Source organism: Nocardia sp. NBC_01327, assembly GCF_035958815.1.
Classification (GTDB): domain Bacteria; phylum Actinomycetota; class Actinomycetes; order Mycobacteriales; family Mycobacteriaceae; genus Nocardia.
Window position 1 is genome coordinate 5,471,393 of record NZ_CP108383.1, and the last position, 17,898, is coordinate 5,489,290.

At 69.2% G+C, this 17,898-nt stretch carries 16 protein-coding genes; 10 read left to right on the forward strand and 6 right to left on the reverse strand.

From position 1 onward, the window contains the following. Positions 1 to 14 precede the first annotated feature (14 nt). The gene (locus tag OG326_RS25305) at positions 15 to 281 is read right to left on the reverse strand and encodes a DUF5703 family protein (RefSeq protein WP_327139608.1); all 267 of its coding nucleotides are present in this window, start codon (positions 279 to 281) and stop codon (positions 15 to 17) included. Next, positions 281 to 1,291: a YncE family protein gene (locus OG326_RS25310; protein WP_327139609.1), complete on the reverse strand. Its 1,011-nt coding sequence runs from the start codon at positions 1,289 to 1,291 to the stop codon at positions 281 to 283. Before OG326_RS25310 ends, OG326_RS25305 begins: the two co-directional genes overlap by 1 nt. A 223-nt stretch (positions 1,292 to 1,514) precedes the next feature. Between OG326_RS25310 and OG326_RS25315 the strand changes: the two genes are divergently transcribed. The 4 genes from OG326_RS25315 to OG326_RS25330 all read left to right on the forward strand — a co-directional run bounded on the left by OG326_RS25315 (position 1,515) and on the right by OG326_RS25330 (position 5,057). Beyond that, a complete protein-coding gene (locus OG326_RS25315) occupies positions 1,515 to 1,886 on the forward strand; it encodes a hypothetical protein (protein WP_327139610.1) in 372 nt (123 codons plus the stop codon). A gap of 137 nt (positions 1,887 to 2,023) precedes the next feature. Beyond that, positions 2,024 to 2,554, forward strand: coding sequence for a hypothetical protein (locus tag OG326_RS25320; protein WP_327139611.1), 531 nt, complete (start codon positions 2,024 to 2,026; stop codon positions 2,552 to 2,554). Beyond that, positions 2,554 to 4,671 carry an MMPL family transporter gene (locus OG326_RS25325; protein ID WP_327139612.1) on the forward strand — a complete coding sequence of 706 codons (2,118 nt, stop codon included), beginning with the start codon at positions 2,554 to 2,556 and terminating at the stop codon, positions 4,669 to 4,671. Before OG326_RS25320 ends, OG326_RS25325 begins: the two co-directional genes overlap by 1 nt. Continuing rightward, positions 4,668 to 5,057, forward strand: a complete 390-nt coding sequence (locus OG326_RS25330) for a YrdB family protein (RefSeq protein WP_327139613.1) — start codon at positions 4,668 to 4,670, stop codon at positions 5,055 to 5,057. The genes OG326_RS25325 and OG326_RS25330 overlap by 4 nt, the downstream gene beginning before the upstream one ends. A gap of 22 nt (positions 5,058 to 5,079) precedes the next feature. On the opposite strand, the gene OG326_RS25335 is transcribed toward OG326_RS25330, so the two are convergent. The 4 genes from OG326_RS25335 to OG326_RS25350 all read right to left on the reverse strand — a co-directional run bounded on the left by OG326_RS25335 (position 5,080) and on the right by OG326_RS25350 (position 9,544). After that, on the reverse strand, positions 5,080 to 5,937 hold the full coding sequence (locus OG326_RS25335) for a heme ABC transporter ATP-binding protein (protein ID WP_327139614.1): 858 nt from the start codon (positions 5,935 to 5,937) through the stop codon (positions 5,080 to 5,082). Next, positions 5,934 to 6,932: a FecCD family ABC transporter permease gene (locus OG326_RS25340; protein WP_327146575.1), complete on the reverse strand. Its 999-nt coding sequence runs from the start codon at positions 6,930 to 6,932 to the stop codon at positions 5,934 to 5,936. Before OG326_RS25340 ends, OG326_RS25335 begins: the two co-directional genes overlap by 4 nt. 590 nt (positions 6,933 to 7,522) lie before the next feature. Next, a complete protein-coding gene (locus tag OG326_RS25345; RefSeq protein WP_327139615.1) occupies positions 7,523 to 8,566 on the reverse strand; it encodes a heme/hemin ABC transporter substrate-binding protein in 1,044 nt (347 codons plus the stop codon). 21 nt (positions 8,567 to 8,587) lie between these two features. Continuing rightward, complete coding sequence (locus OG326_RS25350) at positions 8,588 to 9,544, reverse strand: aldo/keto reductase (protein ID WP_327139616.1); 957 nt, start codon at positions 9,542 to 9,544, stop codon at positions 8,588 to 8,590. 197 nt (positions 9,545 to 9,741) lie between these two features. Between OG326_RS25350 and OG326_RS25355 the strand changes: the two genes are divergently transcribed. The 6 genes from OG326_RS25355 to OG326_RS25380 all read left to right on the forward strand — a co-directional run bounded on the left by OG326_RS25355 (position 9,742) and on the right by OG326_RS25380 (position 17,705). Next, on the forward strand, positions 9,742 to 10,677 hold the full coding sequence (locus OG326_RS25355) for an undecaprenyl-diphosphate phosphatase (RefSeq protein ID WP_327139617.1): 936 nt from the start codon (positions 9,742 to 9,744) through the stop codon (positions 10,675 to 10,677). 16 nt (positions 10,678 to 10,693) lie between these two features. Next, positions 10,694 to 11,428 carry a histidine phosphatase family protein gene (locus tag OG326_RS25360; RefSeq protein WP_327139618.1) on the forward strand — a complete coding sequence of 245 codons (735 nt, stop codon included), beginning with the start codon at positions 10,694 to 10,696 and terminating at the stop codon, positions 11,426 to 11,428. Between the two features lie 26 nt (positions 11,429 to 11,454). Next, on the forward strand, positions 11,455 to 12,042 hold the full coding sequence (locus OG326_RS25365; protein ID WP_327139619.1) for a DUF3090 domain-containing protein: 588 nt from the start codon (positions 11,455 to 11,457) through the stop codon (positions 12,040 to 12,042). Positions 12,043 to 12,045: 3 nt separating this feature from the next. Further along, the gene (locus tag OG326_RS25370; protein WP_327139620.1) at positions 12,046 to 12,831 is read left to right on the forward strand and encodes an SCO1664 family protein; all 786 of its coding nucleotides are present in this window, start codon (positions 12,046 to 12,048) and stop codon (positions 12,829 to 12,831) included. 182 nt (positions 12,832 to 13,013) lie between these two features. Then, positions 13,014 to 14,252, forward strand: a complete 1,239-nt coding sequence (mshC, locus tag OG326_RS25375; RefSeq protein ID WP_327139621.1) for a cysteine--1-D-myo-inosityl 2-amino-2-deoxy-alpha-D-glucopyranoside ligase — start codon at positions 13,014 to 13,016, stop codon at positions 14,250 to 14,252. Between the two features lie 495 nt (positions 14,253 to 14,747). After that, entirely contained in the window at positions 14,748 to 17,705 is a 2,958-nt protein-coding gene (locus OG326_RS25380; protein WP_327139622.1) for a crotonase/enoyl-CoA hydratase family protein, read from the forward strand. Positions 17,706 to 17,898 lie beyond the last annotated feature (193 nt).

Genomic DNA, 17,898 nt, shown 5'->3' on the forward strand with positions numbered 1-17,898 from the left:
GAAGGCCATGCGGGTCACATCACCGCCTCGGGTGTCGGGGATAGCAGGGAACTCTTGCGGCGGCGCAGCAGCACCCGGCGACTGCCGTCCGTGTAGGCACGCACCCGCGACAGCTCCCAGCCACCGAATTCGGCCTGAATGGCCAGGCGCATGGAGGCGGTCACGCGATTCATCTCCGGGGGGAGCCGTAGCGGCACGTATTCGTACTCGTCATCGCTGGAATGCTCCCAGCCTGCCGGTATCGGTCGCGATTGCCGCGCTGATCGTGATGCCCGAGCCATCACTGCCCTCTCTTCCGCTGGTCCGCGCCGATCCGTTGCAGACCGTCACCGGTCCCGGATCCCACGAACAGGTCACCGGTGCGGTCGTCGATGGTCACCGTGTTGGGCTGGCGCACTGTGGGATAGCGGCCCACCTCTACCGGTATACCCGTCGACAAGTCGTAGCCGACGACTTCGTTACTGCCTGTCAGCGTCACCCACACGGTCTCGGACCGCTGATCGTAGGCGAGTGCGTAGGGCGAAGAGCCTACCGGGAAACCCTGGCGCAGGACCAAAGGATCGGCCGTGTAGACCAGCAGCTGGCCGCCGGCGGTGTCGGTGACGATGCGGCGGCCGAAGTGATCGCCGATCATATCCGCGGCCCCGTCACCGGCGCGCAGGGTCAAGCCGAGGCGGTGATCGGCCAGGTTCAACTCGGCCAGGGCGGTCTGGTGGCGGTCGAGCACCACGACGGTATCGGTGCTGGTATCGATGGCATCGGCGGACACCAGACCCGAAATGGTCTCTCGCACAGCACCATCGGGGGCCAGCACGAGCACCTTGCCGTTCGCGAGCCCGGCGATCAGATCACCGTCGGCGCGCACCGCGGCCGCGTGCACATCACCATCGACCTTCACGTCGGTCAGCGCGCCGGAGGCGGCATCGACGCGAACGATCTTGCCGGGCACCGCGATCAGGAACTCGCCGGGCTTACCGCGCGAGAGCGAGGCGGCCGCGGCGGGCAGGGTCACCGTGCGCGCCGCGCCGGTGGTCTTGTCCAGCAACACCATCGCGGTGCCCGGATCGGTGATCGAGGCCAGGATGCCGGTGCCGGGATCGGCCAGCAGATCGCGAATCGCCGCGCTGGGGGTGACCTCACCGGCCGGCACCGCGGCCGCGGGCGCCACGGCGGCGGCGACCGGGTCTCGGGTCGGCTTGTCACCGTCGCCGTCCTTGGAGGAACACCCGGCCAGCACTGTCACCGCGATCGCGCCCGCGAGGACCGACCGGATCAAGCCGCGACGGCGCATTCGGCGAACTCCTTACCTGACCGAGAAAATTCATGCGTGCTCCCTAATCTGAACATGGTGCCCGACCACGCCCGGTCGGCGGGGGTCCGGCGTCCGGCGCGCCGTGACAGGGTGCACAGTTGCGGGGTCATCGAGTCACTTGACGTGACATGGGCTTTCGCGGGGTTGTCGGCGGCAGCGGTTAGCCTGGAAGGACATACGCAGGCTGTGTCAGGGAGTTGAGTTGGTAACCGACCACACCTCGGGCTTGCCCGCGCCGGGCTTCACCGTCGAGGACGTGAGCGTGGGTCACTACGCGCACGGGTTCGGCGTCACCGCGGACGGCCGGCCCTTCGCCTTCCGCACCGTGCGCGGGCTGATGACGGTCGAGATCTATCGCCCTGACCTGCAGACGGACGTGCCCGCCGCCGAAGATGTGGTCGCGATCGCCGAATCGCGGCTCACCGATATCGACCTCGAGGACGAGCGCAGCATCATCGCCCTGGTGCGCGATCTCATCCCGCACGCGGTTGCGGTATCGGCCGCCCCGGCCCGCGAAGCGATCACCGTGCGCGCCCTGCTGGCGCGCCTCGGTGCGGTCATCGACAACATCTGACCCGCCGCCCCGGGCGCGACACGCCGTCAGTGGCGGAGACCCCACGAACCCTCGTCCTGTGACGCGCCAGTCAGCAACGCGCCGAGCGCATGACAGACTGTGGGCAAATCACCGCAGTTCGAGCACCGAGGAAGTTGATGGCTTTTCGACGACCGGCCGTAGCAGTCCTGATACTCGCCCTCGGCGCCGCCACGGCGGCGTGCGGTGGTTCCGATGACGATGCCTCGGTCGCCGCGGCGCGCTCGTCGGCGTACGCCGCGCTGAGCTCCTCCTCGGTGGCCGCGTCGGCCTCGGCCGGGGCTCGCCCGGCCGTGCCGACCGCCGCGGCCCTGGACGCGCAGATCAAATCGGCGCTGGATCCGAATCTGCCCGATGCCGATCGCACCGCCCTCATCGAGGACGGGGAGTCCTTCAAGGACGCCATTCCGGATATGTACAAGGCGCTGCAGGACAATCCGCGCGCGGTGTACGGGGTCCGGGATCCGGTCTTCGACAATCACGACGGCACCCTGACCGCGACGCTGAGCCTGGACAAGGACGGCACCGGATCCAATGTGCGCACCACGGTGGTGCATTTCGTGAACAAGGACGGGCGCTGGAAGATCTCGCGCACCGATCTGTGCGGCATCCTGCGCTCGGCCGACTACCGGACCGCGGCCTGCGGCTGATGCTCGACACGAACAAGGGCACCACGCGGTCATTGCGCTGGGGGCGTGTCGTGCACCGCAATCGGTACCTGATCTTCGGGCTTTTCGGGCTGGTGGTGCTGGCGTCCGGGTTCTACGGGCGCGATCTGGGCAAACACCTCACCCAGGAGGGCTGGTTCGACGAGAGCAGCCAATCGGTGGCCGCCTCCGAGCTCGCCGATTCCACCTTCGGGCGCGATACCGACAGCGATCTGATCGTGCTCTACACCGCACCGCCCGGCGGCACCGTCGATGACGAACCGGTGCGCACCGCGGTCACCGCCGAGCTGAATCGGTTGCGCAGCAGCCACTCCGGGCAGATCCTCAAGATCGACTCGTACTGGGACGGCGCGCTCATGGGCCAGTTCGCCGACGCCTCCCGCACCCACGCCTTCGCCAGTATCGGACTGCGCGGCGACGGCGGCACCGACACGGTCAACAACTACATGGACATCAAGAACGAATTCCGTTCCGGCGCAGCAGGTTCCGGACCCGGCGGGACGACCGTGCAATTGGCGGGCATGCAGCCGGTGGTGGAGGGCATCAATACCGGGATGCAGAACGATATCCACCGCGCGGAGATCATCGCCCTGCCGCTGGTGGCGATCCTGCTGTACTTCGTCTTCGGCGGGGTGATCGGCGCGCTGCTGCCGGTGCTCATCGGCGGGATGACGATTCTGGGCACCCAGGGCATCATGCGGATGCTGACCGATCATCTGCAGGTCAACGTCTTCGCCTCGGCCGTGGTCACCCTGGTGAGTCTGGGGCTGGCCATCGACTACGGGTTGTTCGCGGTGACCCGGTTCCGGGAGGAACTGGCCGCCGGGCGCACCGTGGAGGAGGCCACCGCCCGCACCGTGGCCACCGCCGGGCGCACGGTGCTGTTCTCCTCGGCGATCATCGCGGTGAGCCTGGGGGCGCTGTTCATCTACCCGAACGGGGTGCTGCGCTCGGTGCCGCTGGGCGGTATCAGTTCGGTGCTGCTGGCGGCGGTGCTGTCGGTGACGGCGTTGCCGGCGACATTGAGCATCGTGGGGCGGCGCATCGATCTGTGGGGCTGGCACCGGCTGGCGAGCATTCGCACCGCCGAGCAGATCGACGCCGGATTCTTCTCGCGGCTGGCGGTATTCGCCATGGCCAAGCCGTGGCGGGTGATCGTGCCGGTGGTGCTGGTGCTGCTGGCGTTGATCCTGCCGTTCCGCCACATCGCCTTCGGCGGGCTCAGTGAGCGCTATCTGGCCTCGGACAATGCGGCGCGGGTGGCGCAGCAGGACTTCGACCGGACGTTCCCGCAGTTCCGCACCGATCCGCTCAAACTCGTGGTGGTGGGGGCGAATCCGCAGCAGCTCAGCGATATTCGCTATGAGGCCGATCAGGTCAGTGGCCCGCTCATGACAGGGCCGTTCGATCCGGTCGCGCCGACCAAGGACGCGATCACGGTGCTCGGCAGCGGGCTGGTGGACAAGCAGGACGCCGATACGATGATGTCGGCGCTGCGCGCCATACCGCAGCCGCCGGGGGTGAAAATCATGGTGGGCGGGGTGCCCGCGCTCGAGCGCGACAGCATTCTCGGGCTCATCCACGGGCTGCCGCTGCTGGCGCTGATCCTGGTTCTCGCGGCAATCGCGTTGATGTACGCGGCATTCCGGTCCTTGATCCTGGCGGTGAAGGCGGTCGTCATGAGCGCGCTGTCGCTGGGGGCGACGCTGGGGGTGCTCACCTGGATCTTCGTGGAGGGTCACGGGTCGGGGCTGTTCGACTTCACGCCCGGTCCGCTCATGTTCGCGGTGCTGGTGCTGATCGTGACGGTGCTGTTCGGGCTCTCCACCGACTACGAGGTGTTCCTGCAATCGCGGATGGCCGAGGCGCGCGCCGAAGGCAAATCCGCACAGGAGGCCATCCGGTACGGAATTGCGCACACGGGCGGCGTAATCACCTCTGCCGCCGCTATTCTCATCGTGGTGACAGGCGCCTTCGGGTTCTCCGATCTGGTGCTGATGAAGTACATCGCCTACGGCATGATCGCGGCACTCCTGTTGGACGCCACGGTGATCCGCATGCTGCTCACTCCGGCTGTTCTGAAATTGGTGTGGCGATGACTGTTCTCAAAGGCGCGAACCTTCTGCTGATGTTCGTGCTGGAGCTGTGTGTGCTCGGCTCGGCGGGCTGGTGGGGATTCGGGCTGGACGCCCCGATCCTGGTGCGGATCGTGGCGGGCATCGCCGCGATCGCGGTGTTCGTGGCGGTGTGGGCGATCTTCGGGGCCGCTCACGATGCGCGGATCCCGGTGCGCGGGTGGAAACGGGCGGTGCTGGAGATCGTGTGGTTCGGCGGCGCGGGCGTGCTGCTGGGATTCGCGTGGACCCCGATCGCCGGACTGGTGCTGTTCCTGCTGTGGCTGGGTAATGCGGGCCTGCGCCTACTGTGGGGCCAGGTGTACGCCGCCGGCGCCGAAGCCGAGTTGCTGGGTCAGACCGAGGCCTGACCGGCCGGGCGGGCGGCGATGGTCAGCTGTTGCGGCCGCGGACCGGCAGTACCAATTGCGCACCGGTGTCCGGGTGGTCGAAGACGTCGACCGGGTGCTGGTAGACGCGGGTGAGTAGTGCGGTGGTGAGGACCTTGCGGGGTGGGCCGTCGGCGGCGATGCGGCCGGCTTCCAGGACTGCGACGCGGTCGGCGTAGGCGGCGGCGACGCCGAGGTCGTGCAGGACGACCACGACGGCGGCGCCGGCGGTGGCGCGTTCGCGGGCCAGGTGCAGGACCTGCTCCTGGTGGCCGAGGTCGAGGGCGGCGGTGGGTTCGTCCAGCAGCAGGGTCGCGGTGTCCTGGGCGAGCACACGCGCCAGGGCCACGCGGGCTCGTTCACCACCGGACAAGGCCGGGAAGGTGCGTCCGGCAAGGTGTTCCACGTCGGTGGCGGCGAGGGCTTCGGCGATGCGCTGTTCGTCGGCGTCCTGGCGTTCGGTGCGCGCCCAGGGGGCGCGGCCCATGGCGACGACTTCGCGGGCGGTGAAGGGGAAGCCGACGGTGTGGTTCTGGGGCAGGACGGCGCGGCGGCGGGCCATCTCGACCGGGGCCCAGGCGGTGAGGGGTTTGCCGTCGAGTTCGACGGTGCCCTCGGTGGGGTGCAGTTCCCCGGCCAGGGCGTCGAGGAGAGTGGATTTGCCGGCGCCGTTGGGGCCGACGAGGGCGACGATCTGCCCGGCGATCACCTCGAAGTCGACACCGTCCAGGACGCGGCGGCCGCCACCGCGTTCCAGGGCCACGCCGCGGGCGCGCAGGGTGACGGTGCCAGGTTGCGGGGTGGTCGGCAGAGCGTGGTGGCGGGTGAAAGCGCCGGAGAGACTTCGCAGTACGGTGCTCACGCCCAGCCTCCCGAACGGGCGCGGGTGCGCCGCAGCAACCAGAAGAAGAACGGGCCGCCCACCAGCGAGGTGAGCATGCCCAGGGGCAGATCGGCATTGTGGACCAGTGAGCGTGCCCCGATATCGGCGGCGACCAGGGTCACCGCGCCCAGGATCGCCGAGAGCGGGATGAGCACCCGGTGCCCCGGCCCGACGAGCATGCGCACCAGATGCGGCACGATCAATCCGACGAACAGGATGATGCCGGTGAACGCCACACCCGCGGTGGCCAGCACGGCGACCACGACAATCACATTGCGCCGCAACCGTTCCACATCCACACCCAGATGCCGGGCCGCCGATTCCCCCAGTGCCAGCAGATCCAGTCGCGGCGCCATGAATATCGCCGCCGCCACACCCACCAGGGTCAGCGGAGCCACCACGCCCACGGCCTGCCAGGTCGCCCCGTTGAGGCTGCCCATCTGCCAGAACACCAGCTGATCACGCGCCGCCGGGGAGGCACTGAACAGCAGGAACGAAATCAGCCCGCCCGCAAAGGCATTGATGGCCACACCGGTCAGCACCAGCGTCACCACCTCGGTGCGACCGTTGGACCGCGAGAGCACATACACCAGCAGCGTCGTCAACAATCCGGCCGCGAACGCTCCCGCCGCCACCGACCACGACGCCACGAACGCCCCGCCGACCACGATCACCGCCCCCGCACCGACCGCCGCCCCCGCCGACACCCCGATCACTCCGGGCTCGGCCAGCGGATTGGCGAACACTCCCTGCAACAGCGCTCCCGCCGTCGCCAGCGCCGCCCCCACCAGCATGGCCAGCACCACCCGCGGAAACCGCACCTCCCACAACGTCACATCCCCCGCAGGATGCTTGGGCATCGGCCCCCAGTCGAGCCCGATCCGATGAAAGAAGCTCCCCGCCACCTCCAGCGGCGTCGTCGGCACCTGCCCCACCGCCGCCGAAATCAACGCCAGCACGATCAGCAACACCATCGCCCCGGCAAAGATCAGCACCGTCCGAGACCGCTTCTCGCCACCGCTACCTGCGGCCGCCTGCGCATCGCCACTGCTATCGGTGCGAGCGCGCTCCGACGAGGCAGAAACCGGATCGGCTGCGTCCGCACCAACCTCCGCACCAACCTCCGCGACAGCACCGACTATCGAGATACCCGAATCGCCATCTGGCCGAGGCTGCGAGAACCGCTGTGCGGGAGCAGACTCCGACGCCGAGGCGGACTCACCGTTATCGCCGATTCCATCGCGCTTCGAAGAACTCGTGGCTGGAGCGGCGGTAGCCGAGGCATGCGGTGCGAACGCCGCCGAGTCGGCGCCGCCGGGGCGCGTGGCGGCCGACTTCGAGACCGAGTGCGCAGGAGCAGAATTCGATGTCGAGACGCCCTCGCCGTTCGACGGGGATGCGGCGTCATCGGCGCGCTTGCCGGACGTCGCGGATGCGGATGTCGCTTCGACTGCGTCCGAGGTCGGCGCGGAGTCGAGGCGGGGAGGAGTCGACTGCTCGCCCGCCGCGGGGGAGGCGGGATGAGGCACGGTCGGATCCTGCGCGTCGGGGGTGGGGCGGTGGGTCATGCGATCTTGTCGCCGTAGACGGCCTTGGCGAGGGCGGCGATCACGCGGCCGGTGTTGGGGCCGAAGCTGAGCAGGACGGCGTCGGACATGTCGACGACGCGTTTATTGCGGCCGGCGGGGGTTTGGGCGATGCCGGGGATTTTGGCCAGGCCGTCGACGCCGCCGACGGAGGCCAGGCCGTCGGACATGACGAGGATGACGTCGGGGGCCGCCGCGATGAGGGCCTCGCTGGTGATGGGGACGAACGGTTCCTTGACGCCGGAGGCGGTGCCGGCGTCGGTGCCGCCGATCGCGGCGACCAGGGAATCGGCGCCGGAGCCGGGGCCGGCGATCATGGTGATGGCGGTGCTGCGCAGGTACAGGAACGCCATGCGCAGCTTCGGATCCTGCTGCGGGACCGTGGCGATGGCCGCGGCGATCTCGTCGTGGGTGCGCTGGCCGAGCTTCTTACCCGCATCCGGGACGCCCAGGGCGTTGGCGACCGCTTCGATCTGCGGGACGACCGCGTCCATGGTGCGCTGGGGGTCGAAGTAGACGACCGTGATGCCCAGCGCTTTGAGCTGATCACGCATGACCGGCGTGGCACTGGTGGTGTCGGTGAGGAATACCGAAGGGCGCAGTGCCGCAATGCCTTCCACATTCAGGCTGCCCGATCCGCTGGCGACCAGCGGCACATCCTTCACGGCGGGGAACGCAGCGGAGGTGGAGCGGCCCACCACTTTCGGCCCCAGTCCCAGCCCGTACACGATCTGGGTGAGGGTGCCGGAGCGATCGGCGGCGATGATGCGGCTGGTATCGGTGACGGTCACGTCACTGCCGTCGAAGGAGTGCACCGTCACCGGGAGTACCGGTGTGGGTTCGGGCCCGATCGGCACCGGATTGGTATCGGCGATGGCGGCGGTGGCGGGCCCGCGCTGGCCCGCCGCCGTCGACCCGCTGCTGCTGGTGCAGGCGGTGGCGCCGAGGAGCACGGTCGCCCCGAGCAGCACCAGCAGTGTGCGCAGGACGACGCCGGATCGGGCACTCACGGAACACCTCATGCAGGTAAGGCTAGCCAGGGCTCATTCGGTCCGTGCACTGACGTCGCCGAGTGCGGCGGTGATGGCCCGGGGCAGCTCCAGGGTTTCCGCGGCCAGCACCCCGGTGAGCTGGCCGATATCGCGGGCGCCGACCACCATGCTCGCCACGCCCGGCTGATCGCGAATCCAGGCCAGCGCCACCGCCAGCGGTGAGGTGCCCAGGCCGTCGGCCGCGGTCACCACCGCATCGACCACCCGCACCGCGCGGTCGTCGAGTCCGGCATTGATCTCCGCGGCGGTCGCCTCGTCGGCGCCGCGCGAATCGGCGGGCACCCCGTCGCGGTACTTGCCGGTGAGGATGCCGCCGGCCAGCGGTGCGGTGGCGATGATGCCGAGCCCGTGATGCTGTGCGGCAGGCACGAATTCGTGTTCCACCCCGCGCGCCAGCAGCGAGTAGGGGGTTTGCGCGGCAGTCAGCGGCGCGGCCGCGGCGAGGGTCGCCAGCTGCCAGCCGTCGTAGCCGCGCACTCCGGCGTAGCGCACGCGCCCGGTGCGCACCGCGTATTCGAGTGTGCCCGCGACCTCTTCGAGCGGGGTGTGCGGATCCCAGGCCGCGACGGTCCACAGATCCAGGTGATCGGCGCCCAGCAGTGCCAGGGTCTGATCGAGCTGGCGCATCATGGTGCGCCGGGAGGCATCCACGCTCCAGCGCACCGGGGCGGGCCCGGCGGCCGGGTCCGAGCGCACCGGCCGCTGTCCCGAGCACACACTCAGCACCAGATCATCGCGCCCGATCTCGCGCACCAGCGGTCCGAGGATGCGTTGTGCCGCACCGTCGCAATAGGCGGGTGAGGTGTCCACGAGAGTGCCGCCCGCTTCGGCGAAGGCCACCAATTGCGCGGCCGCGTCGTCGGTATCGGTCTCTCTGCCCCAGGTGTGGGTGGCCAGGCCGAGGCGGGAGACTCGAAGTCCGCTGCGCCCCACCGTCCGCTGTTCCATCACCGCGCTTGCACTTTCGTCACACGCGTCAGCCTAAGGGCACAGGTCCCCGCAACCCCGCTATGCCTCGCGCGGCACGTCGGGCGATCGCGGTGAGCGCGGCCCGGCCTGTAGGGTCGCGGCGAGTTTGCGTACGGGTGCGCCAATTGCGTACCGGCAGCCGACGATTCGGAACTGGAGTGTGAGTGGGCGAGTCGATGACGTGGGTGCAGGCCCTGATTCTGGGTCTGGTGCAGGGCCTGACGGAGTTTCTGCCGATTTCGTCCTCGGCGCACATGCGCATCGTGTCGGCGGTGTTCTTCGGCGATGATGCGGGCGCGTCGTTCACCGCGGTCACGCAGCTGGGCACCGAGGCGGCGGTGCTGGTGTATTTCGCCAAGGACATCTGGCGAATCCTGGTGGCGTGGTGCACGACCGTGTGGTGGCGGCTGACCGCCTACAACCCCCCGCAGCTGCCGTTGCACGAGCAGCCGACCACCCATCTGCCGGTCTACACCGAGGACGGTTCGATCGAATTCATCCTCGATGAGGACGAACAGCGCGAGCTCGACTACCGGGTGGGCTGGTATGTGATCATTGCCACCGTCCCGATCGGCGTGCTGGGTTTTCTGCTCAAGGACCAGATCCGTACCGGCGCACGCAATTTGTGGCTGATCTCCACCATGCTGATCGTGTTCGCGCTGGTGATCGCGGTGGCGGAGTACTACGGCAGCAAGCGCCGCCCGATCGAGGAGCTGACCACCCGCGACGGACTGATCATGGGTTTCGCGCAGTGCCTGGCGCTCATCCCGGGCGTGTCGCGTTCGGGCGCGACGTCCTCGGCGGGATTGTTCCTGGGCCTGACTCGCGGCGCGGCCGTGCGGTTCTCGTTCCTGCTGGCGATTCCGGCGGTGGTGGCCTCGGGCCTGTTCAGCCTGCCGGATGCGTTCGAACCCGCCGGTGAGGGCCTCAACGCCTCGGGCACCCAGATTCTGGTGGCGACGATCGTCTCGTTCGTGGTCGGTTATGCCTCGGTGGCGTGGTTGTTGCGCTTCGTCACCAAGCACTCGCTGGACTGGTTCGTGGGCTACCGCATCGTGCTGGGGCTGACGGTCATGGTGCTGCTGATGACCGGCGTCGTGTCCGCGACCTAGCAAGTAGGCTGTCCCGGTGACGGTGATCCTGTTGCGGCACGGCGTCTCCACGTCGAACACTGCCCGCACCCTGGCCGGCCGCAGCGCGGGCGTCGATCTGACCGACCGTGGTCGCGAGCAGGCCCAGACGGTCGCGGGGCGGCTCGCGGCCCTGCCGATCGAGCACATCGTGACCTCGCCGCTGCTGCGCTGTCAGCGCACCGTCGCCCCGCTGGCGGACAAGCTCGGCATCGAAGCCGAACCCGATGAGCGGCTGCTCGAGGTCGATTACGGCGACTGGACCGGACGGGCGCTGAGCGAGCTGGTCAGCGAGCCGCTGTGGAAGATCGTGCAGCAGCACGCGTCGGCGGCGGTGTTCCCCTCCGGAGAAGGTTTGGCGCAGGTGCAGTTCCGTGCCGTGTCCGCTGTGCGCGAACACGACCGCCTGTTGGCAGAGAAACACGGTACTGATGTGTTGTGGGTGGCGTGCACCCACGGAGATGTCATCAAGTCGTTGCTGGCGGATGCGTTCGGCATCCACCTGGACGGTTTCCAGCGGATCGTGGTCGAGCCGGCCTCGATCAGCGTGGTCCGCTACAGTCCGACCGCTCCGTACGTGTGGCGGTTGAACGACACCGGCACGGATCTGTCGACACTGGCGGCGATTTCGCCGCACACCGGTGGTGAATCGAGATCCGGACCGGTACCCGGCGGCGAAACGGGCACTACGGGTAGTGGCGATAATGGGGTTACGGAGCGCCCCGAGTCTTAGTGGTGAGTGAGCTTTCAGGAGGTGCCATGGGCCGAGCAATCCATATTTTCCGCACCCCCGATCGTTTCATCGCCGGCACTGTCGGCGAGCCCGGCGACCGCGCTTTCTACCTGCAGGCCGTGCAGGATCCGCGCGTGGTGAGCGTGTTGCTGGAAAAGCAGCAGGTGAAGGTGCTGGCCGATCGGATGGGTCTGCTGCTGGACGAGGTGGCACGCCGCTTCGGCACCCCGGTGCCGCCGCAGGCGGCCGCTGTCAGTGATATCGCACCGCTGGTCACCCCCATCGAATCCGAATTCCGGGTCGGCACCATGGGTTTGGGCTGGGACGCGGATGCGGGCGCGGTGGTGGTGGAGCTGCTGGCCATCACCGAAACCGAGGTCGACGAATCGGTGGTGCTCGATGACACCGAGGAGGGCCCCGACGCGGTGCGGGTATTCCTGACCCCGATCCAGGCGCGCGAATTCGCGTTGCGTTCCACGCGGGTGATCGAGGCGGGCCGGCCACCGTGTCCGCTGTGCGGGGAGCCGCTCTCGCCCGTCGGGCATATGTGTGTACGCACCAACGGGTACAAGCGTGGCGATATCTTCGGCGCCAGCACCGAGCTAGAGGACTGAATCTTGACCGACCACCCGCTGCGCACCGCCGATCTGACGGTGATCGGGCAGGTCACCACCGCCAGCAATGTGACGCTGGTGTGCGAGACCGACCCGGCCGCCTCCGGCGACGGCGCCGTGCGCGTGGTGTACAAACCGGTGCGCGGGGAACGGCCGCTGTGGGATTTCCCCGACGGCACCCTCGCCCAGCGCGAGGTCGCCTCGTATCTGGTCTCGGAAGCGTTGGGCTGGGGCGTGATTCCCGAGACCGTGCTGCGGGACGGCCCGTACGGGCCGGGCATGGTGCAGCGCTGGATCGACAGCATCGAGGACGGCCCGGACCTGGTGGATCTGGTCGCGGCCGGCGAGATCCCCGCCGGATACCGGGAGGTGCTGCGCGCCCTGGATCCCGCGGGGCATCCGGTGTCGCTGGTGCATGCCGATGATCCGCGACTGCTGCGCATGGCGGTGCTGGACGTGCTGATCAACAATGCCGACCGCAAGGGCGGTCATGTGCTGTCCGGGGACGACGGGCGGGTGTACGGGGTCGATCACGGCATCTGCCTCAATACCGAGCCGAAGCTGCGCACGGTGCTGTGGGGATGGGCGGGGGAGACTCTGGCCGACGAATTGCTCACCGACATCACGGTTTTGGTGAAGGCGATCCCCGGGGAGCTGGGCGGTCGGCTCGCGGAGTTGATCACCGACGCGGAAGTGGAGGCGCTCGCCGCGCGCGGGCAGGGTCTGCTCGAGCATCCGGTGCTGCCGCTACCGACCGGGCAACGCCCGATCCCCTGGCCCGCATTCTGATCCGGGTGCGCGAAATCCGGGTGCGCTGATCCGAAAACGTTGCTTGCATCATGATTTCAACCATTGACGTGCGCTATCGCCGCATTAAGGTGCAGGTCGGCCCTATCGCCCGACGGTGGTGCGCGGTACCGGTGACCGGGGGCGGACGTCCCCGGCGCCGATCACACCGTTAACCTCGATTCATGCAGTCCTGGTCCGATACCGCAGTCCCGACCGTCCCCGGATCCGGACCCGCGTTACGTTTGTTCGACACCGCCGACCGGCAGGTGCGCCCGGTGACCCCGGGTAAGACCGCCACCATGTACGTCTGCGGCATCACCCCCTACGACGCCACCCACCTCGGGCACGCCGCCACCTACCTGACCTTCGATCTGGTCAACCGGCTGTGGCGCGATGCCGGTCACGAGGTGCACTACGTGCAGAACGTCACCGATGTCGACGATCCGCTGTTCGAGCGCGCCGACCGCGACGGCATCGACTGGCGTGATCTGGGCACCCGGGAGATCAACCTGTTCCGCGAGGATATGCAGGCGCTGCGCGTGGTGCCGCCCGCACAGTACGTCGGCGCGATCGAATCGGTGCAGGAGGTGGTCGAACTGGTCGACAAGCTCCTGGCGTCGGGGGCCGCGTATGTGGTCGATGACGCGCAGTATCCGGATATCTACTTCCGTCACGACGCCACCGAGCAGTTCGGCTACGAGTCCGGCTACGACCGGGCGACGATGGACCGGCTCTTCGCCGAACGCGGCGGTGATCCGCAGCGCGCGGGCAAACGCGATCCCATCGACGCGCTGCTGTGGCGGGCCGAGCGCCCGGGCGAGCCGTCCTGGCCGGCGCCCTTCGGTGCGGGCCGTCCCGGCTGGCATATCGAGTGTGCGGCGATCGCCTTGAATCGCATCGGCACCGAATTCGATATCCAGGGCGGGGGCAGCGATCTGATCTACCCGCACCACGAGTACTCCTCCGCCCATGCCGAAGCGCTCGTGAAGGGCCGCCGCTTCGCCCGCCACTACGTGCACGCCGGTCTGATCGGCCTGAACGGCGAGAAAATGTCCAAGTCCCGCGGCAATCTGGTGTTCGTCTCCACGCTGCGCCGCTCGGGCACCGACCCGGCCGCCATCCGCCTGGGCCTGTTCTCCGGCCACTACCGCCACGACCGCGAATGGTCCGATGCGGTGCTGTCCGATGCCCTCTCGCGCCTCGACCGCTGGCGCTCGGCCACCGCCCTGCCCTCGGGCCCGGCCGCCGAGGACACCGTCGCCCGCCTGCGCCAGCACCTGGCCGATGACCTCGACACGCCCAAAGCGATTGCCGCCGTGGACAGCTGGGCCCAGCAGGCCCTGGAATACGGCGGCCCGGACACCTCCGCCCCCGCCCTGATCCGCGACGCGGTCGACGCCCTGCTGGGCATCACCCTGTAGCCGAGATCCCCCGGGATCCGCTCGGGCACAGCCCCTCTCCATCCCCCCGGGATCCACTCGGACACCGCTCCTCTCCTCGAGGGCCCCGCGACGCCGACTCCGGCAGAGCAGGGCCTTCGAGCTCGCGTCCACCAGTGGCCCTTGCGCGGCATGCACGGAGCCTGGTGCTGCGGGCCGGTCGCAGTCCCTGCGGGGACGGACCGCGGTGCTCGGCAACTGCGTATCGCCGCCTCCGGCCTGAGCGGTCAGGAATCGGCGCACGACAGCAAATTTTGCCGCCGCACGCGGTTTTGTGACCGCTCAGGCCGAGCCGCGCCGCCTGACCACCTTCTCGCGCAGCAGCTGACCACTGTTCGACGATCCTGCGGTGGGAGGCAAGGCAATTGCTGGTCGCGGGGCTGGGGCGGGGCAGGTGTCTGCGCCCTCTCCCGCTGACGGCGTGTTGGCGATACGGTGAGGCTTTGGTTCTCTCATCCTCAATGAGGAGGTTCGACGGTGACTGCGGTACCCGGGTTCGATAAATTCCGTGCTGTGCGCAAGCAGCTGCGTGCGGGCGGTGATCTGCTGGGGGCGGTGCGCCGGGATCCGCGGATCGTGCGTGACCTGGTCGCCGGGTTCACCGGGCGGCCCGCCGAGGAGGTGCCGGTCGATCTCGGGGAGCATGTTCCGCCCGCCGGGCTGAGCGAGTTCACCCGCAGCGCGCACGCTCAGCAGGGTGTGGACAGCGATGCGGCGGCGACGCTGGCGTATCTGCTGGATTTGCAGCATATTCCGCAGTGGATCACCTTCCATGCGGGCTGGCGGGGCGAGGCTCCGGGGCAGGCCGAGGCGGGGCAGCAGTTCGCTCAGGTCGCGAAATTCATGGGCATTCCGGCCGATCTGCGGTGGACGGTCGTGCAGGCCGGTGAGGACGGGTTGCAGTTGCGGGGTACCGGGCCGCAGGGGTTGCTCCTGGGGTTGTGGGTCACGGTGGCGGCGCGCGGGTCCGGGGCGATCGTGTACCTGGATGCGGGGTTGGCCGGGCAGCCGATCGACGGCCCGCTCGGGGCGACGGTGGCGCGCAGTCTCGGTGATTCGCTGCGTGATTCGCTCGCCGCGCTGCCCGCGCATATCGCCGATTCCCCCGCCACCTCGCGGCCGTCGCGGAAGGCGGTGCGGCACAAGGCTTCCGGTGCGGTGCTCGCGCCGACCACCCCGGTGCTGGTGGGTGTGGGCCAGGTGGTGAACCGGGTGCCGGACGCGGGGTATGTGGACCCGTCGGCGCTGGCGGTGCGCGCACTGCGCCAGGCCGCGATCGATACCGGCGCCGGCAACGGTCTGCTGGCCCGCGCGGACGCGGTGTTCACCGTGGCCCCGACCTCGTGGCAGTACCGGGATCTGGGTGCGCTGGTCGCCGCGGCTGTCGGTGCGGGACAGGTCGAGACGGTGCAGTCGAGTCCGTTCGGTGGTGACGGCGGGCAGCTGGTGATCAACGAGGCGGCGTCCGCGATCGCCGCCGGTGACTACGACATCGTGCTGGTGACCGGCGCCGAAGCCGGTGCCACGCAGGCCGCGGCCCAGCGGGCGGGTATCGAATTGGATTGGCCGGTCCAGGATTCGGCGGTGCATCCCACACGCACCGTCGGTATCGACAAGCCCGCCAACAATGCCGCCGAGACCGCGGCGGGGCTGCTGGCCCCGATCAATATGTACGCCCTGCTGGAGTCGGCGAACCGGCATCGCCTGGGCCGCACCCCGGCCGAGCACGCGCAGGCGGTCGCGGAGCTGTGGTCGCGCCTGTCGGCGGTGGCGGCGGCGAATCCGAACGCCTGGCAGCCGCACGAGGCCGGTCCCGCCGAGATCGGCACCGTGTCCGAGTCCAATCGCATGATCTCCGCGCCCTATACGAAACTCGAATGCGCGAATCTGACTGTCGATATGGCCAGCGGCATCATCATGTGCAGTGCCGCTGCCGCCGAAGCGGCCGGGATTCCGCAGGACAAGTGGGTGTTCCTGCATGCGGGGGCCTCGGGTGCGGATGAATGGTTCGTCACCGAGCGCACCGAACTGGCGGCCTCCCCGGCGGTGCGCGCGCTGGGCGCGGCGGTGCTCGAGCACACCGGTCTGAGCGCCGAGGATCTGACCCATGTGGACCTGTACGCGTGTTTCCCGGTGGCGGTGCAGATCGCCGCCCGCGAGCTGGGTCTGCCGCTCGATGATCCCAAGCGCCCGCTGTCGGTGACCGGCGGGCTGACCTTCGGCGGTGGGCCGGGCAACAATTACGGCGGGCATGCCGTCGCGACCCTGGTGCAGCGGCTGCGGGAGGATCCGGCGGCGTTCGGCCTGGCCACCTCGCTGGGCTGGTATCTGACCAAGCACGCCCTCGGCGTCTATTCGGCCACCCCGCCCCAGAGCGCCTACCGGCATCTGACCCCGGTGATCGAGCATCCCCCGGCCCGCAAGGCCCGTACCGGCTACGACGGTCCCGCCGTGGTCGAGGCCTACACCCTGCCCTACGGGCGCGACGGGCTGCCCGAGGCGGCGATCCTGAGCCTGCTCACCGACTCCGGTGAGCGAATCCTGGTGCGCACCAACGACTCCGGCACTTTGAGCGCGCTCACCTCCGAGGACTGGCTGGGTCTGCCGGTGAGCGTCACCGGCGATCAGGTCAGCGTCACCGGTGCCGAACGCCTCGCCTTGCCCGCGCCGCCGCCGGCTCCGGTACTGATCGAGCGCCGCGGCCACATCATGATCATCACGATCAATCGCCCACGCGCCCGCAATGCCATCGATCTGGCGACCGCGCTGGGCCTGGAACGCGCCATCGACGCCTACGAGGCGGATCCGAACGCCCGCATCGCCATCCTGACCGGGGCGGGCGGATATTTCAGTGCCGGAATGGATCTCAAGGCCGCCGCGCGCGGTGAGGTGCCGATCACCGAGAAGCGCGGCATCCTGGGCATCGTGTCCCAGCCCCCGCGTAAACCTCTCATCGCCGCGGTCGAGGGGCCCGCGCTGGCGGGTGGTTGCGAACTGGCCCTGGCCGCCGATCTGATTGTGGCCGCGGAGGATTCGACGTTCGGCATCCCCGAGGTCAAGCGCGGCCTGGTCGCGGTCGGCGGCGGTGTGCTGCGCCTGTCGCAGCGCCTGCCGCGCGCCATCGTCATGGAGTTGACCCTCACCGGTGACCCCATCACCGCCGCCCGCGCCGCCGACCTGGGCCTGATCAACGAGGTCGCCGCCCCGGGCAAGGCCTTGGAGGCCGCGCTGGCACTGGCCGAACGCATTGCCGTGAACGCCCCGCTGAGCATCGACGCGGGCAAGCAGATCATCGACCAGTGCCCCGATTGGTCCACCGCCGAAGCCTTCGCCCGCCAGGGTCAGGTCGCCGCGGCCGCTCTGTCCTCGGAGGATGCCGGGGAGGGCATGCGGGCCTTCGTCGAAAAACGCCCCCCGGTCTGGCGCGGCCGCTGACGGCCCGCGCCCGCCGCCCCACATGCGCTCGACAGCCCGCGCAGTGCTCCACCGCCGCCCTTCGCCGCCAGGATCGGGCCGAGTAGATCTCGTCCTGGCGCGATGGCACTGCCGGGTCGGTGTCTGCGGGTGGCGTCCGACGAAGTCGCATGCCTCGAATTCGTCACGGCCCGCGCCGAGTGTGACGCCCGAG

Bases quoted from the DNA above. Each gene is read 5' to 3' on its own strand.
- OG326_RS25305 (WP_327139608.1), bottom strand. From the start codon at position 281: ATGGCTCGGGCATCACGATCAGCGCGGCAATCGCGACCGATACCGGCA.
- OG326_RS25310 (WP_327139609.1), bottom strand. From the start codon at position 1,291: ATGCGCCGTCGCGGCTTGATCCGGTCGGTCCTCGCGGGCGCGATCGCG.
- OG326_RS25320 (WP_327139611.1), top strand. From the start codon at position 2,024: ATGGCTTTTCGACGACCGGCCGTAGCAGTCCTGATACTCGCCCTCGGC.
- OG326_RS25325 (WP_327139612.1), top strand. From the start codon at position 2,554: ATGCTCGACACGAACAAGGGCACCACGCGGTCATTGCGCTGGGGGCGT.
- OG326_RS25330 (WP_327139613.1), top strand. From the start codon at position 4,668: ATGACTGTTCTCAAAGGCGCGAACCTTCTGCTGATGTTCGTGCTGGAG.
- OG326_RS25340 (WP_327146575.1), bottom strand. From the start codon at position 6,932: ATGGTGTTGCTGATCGTGCTGGCGTTGATTTCGGCGGCGGTGGGGCAG.
- OG326_RS25345 (WP_327139615.1), bottom strand. From the start codon at position 8,566: ATGAGGTGTTCCGTGAGTGCCCGATCCGGCGTCGTCCTGCGCACACTG.
- OG326_RS25350 (WP_327139616.1), bottom strand. From the start codon at position 9,544: ATGGAACAGCGGACGGTGGGGCGCAGCGGACTTCGAGTCTCCCGCCTC.
- OG326_RS25355 (WP_327139617.1), top strand. From the start codon at position 9,742: ATGACGTGGGTGCAGGCCCTGATTCTGGGTCTGGTGCAGGGCCTGACG.
- OG326_RS25365 (WP_327139619.1), top strand. From the start codon at position 11,455: ATGGGCCGAGCAATCCATATTTTCCGCACCCCCGATCGTTTCATCGCC.
- mshC (WP_327139621.1), top strand. From the start codon at position 13,014: ATGCAGTCCTGGTCCGATACCGCAGTCCCGACCGTCCCCGGATCCGGA.